The sequence below is a fragment of the Endozoicomonas sp. SESOKO2 genome, assembly GCF_024606245.1.
GTDB lineage: Bacteria > Pseudomonadota > Gammaproteobacteria > Pseudomonadales > Endozoicomonadaceae > Endozoicomonas_A.
Map to the genome: position 1 here is coordinate 1 of NZ_JAHHPQ010000232.1, position 1,892 is coordinate 1,892.

At 47.4% G+C, this 1,892-nt stretch carries 1 protein-coding gene; it reads left to right on the plus strand.

The window, feature by feature from the left end; translation table 11 throughout:
- Positions 1-1,892: hypothetical protein (locus tag KDK17_RS05720; protein ID WP_257287562.1), on the plus strand; the 1,892-nt coding region annotated here is incomplete at both ends.

Consider the following 1,892-nt stretch of genomic DNA (forward strand, 5'->3'; position numbering starts at 1 on the left):
GCTGGCCGGAATGGAAAGACAAGGATGGCGAGTTCAGCATGGAGCTGTTCCGCTCCTTCTCATCCATGAATAATGGCAAAGGCATGCCCAAACATAAGGAAGTGAAAGAAATGCCGGGCTGGCCGGAATGGAAAGACAAGGATGGCGAGTTCATTATGGAGTTGTTCCGCTCCTTCTCGTCTATTAATCATGGCAAAGGCGTGCCCAAACATGAGCAAGTGAAAGAGGTGCTGAGCTGGCCAGAATGGAAAGACAGGGATGGTGTGTTCAGTATAAAACTGTTCCGCGCTTTCTCATCGATGAACAGCTGTAAAGGCATGCCAAAACATGAGGAAGTAAAAGAGGTGCTGGACTGGCCTGAATGGAATGACAAGGATGGCAAGTTCAACATTGAGCTGCTCCGCGCCTTCTCGTCCATGAATTGCAACAGGGGCATGCTTAAACATGAGGAAGTGAAAGAGGTACTGGATTGGCCGGAATGGAAAGACAAGAATGGCAGGTTCAATATTGAGCTCTTCCGCTCCTTCTCCTCCATCAATAATGGCCACGGCATACTCAAACATGATGATGTAAAAGAGGTGCTGGACTGGCCTGAATGGAAAGAGATGGATGGCGAGTTCAATATGGAACTGTTCCACGCCTTCTCGTCCATGAATCATGGCAAAAGCGTTCCCAGCCATGAGCGATTGAAAAAAATGATGGTCTGGACAAGTTGCGGGGGTGCGCTCAATCATCGACTCCTGCAAACTATGACCAGGCTCTGGACAGCAGAAGGGCTACCTGACATCGAAGCGCTGCAACATCAGGAAACACAACTAAAACAGTGGCTGTTAACAGAACTTACTGAAGATAAAAGTGATTCAGATAGTAAAGAGGACGACGAATACAATAGCGATTCAGAGAATGAAGAGAATGATAATTCCAATCGCCAGATAAAAACGGTTGCTCTTTATCTTTCCACCCTTAAGCCAGACTGGTTATTAAACTGGGCGATTTTAAAACAGTTTCATCAATTCCATGAAAATACCAAAGCTTTTCTGATGCTGGAATCATTGATAAGGCTTCTTTCTTCTTATGGAGGGAAAGGCGTCGAACGTTTCCTTCACGCCAGTGGACAAGACCGGGATTTTTTGTGGCATCATTCGACTAAAGCCGTGCCTTTGCACGTGTTAAATAAGGCAATGGTTCTGTTTTCTGCCAATGAATACAGATCGCGTTTTGTCTATTTCGCCAAGCGGCTGAAGTCATTGCCGGACAAAAGCCTGTGGGAACAGTACTCAGCCCAGTTGCAACTATTGTCGGGGGTGCTGAAACACGACTATATGAAAAGGCTCTACTGGGAAATCCTGAAAAACTTAACAAAGGATGATCAGCTGCGTTTTCTGGATGCCAGCCGTGCCCGGGCTGTATTCGACCTGTTTCCCTCGTTGGGCGCCCTGCATAAACTCAGCAAAGAGCATTCTTCCCAATGGTTAAAACGGCTGCTTGAAGCCTGCCTTCGGCTAAAAAACCATGACATCACCAAAGAAGGCATCCAGCTAATCTTTGAGGCGCTACTGGAAACCCATAGCCTTCTGCCCTGGGATCAAGATATCCCCAACCACTTTCTTTCCGGGATGCGAACGACCGGCAACAACACCGTTGAGGTACCCGTCTCCGGACTTATCCCATCAGGAGAACAGCTCGCCCTGAGTTATATCGCTGTGTTGATGCGGAACCTCAACGAGATGTCTTTTACCGTTAAAGGTCAGTGGCTTGAGGTTGAGGTGCCGGATGACGGTGTTCAGATCTATCGCTATCCCGTGCCACAGCTGAAAATACAGGATGAAACAGTGGCAATCAGCAACTGGTCAGAGGAGCAGTTCAGGATTTTTTTGAAAATCACAGGAGTA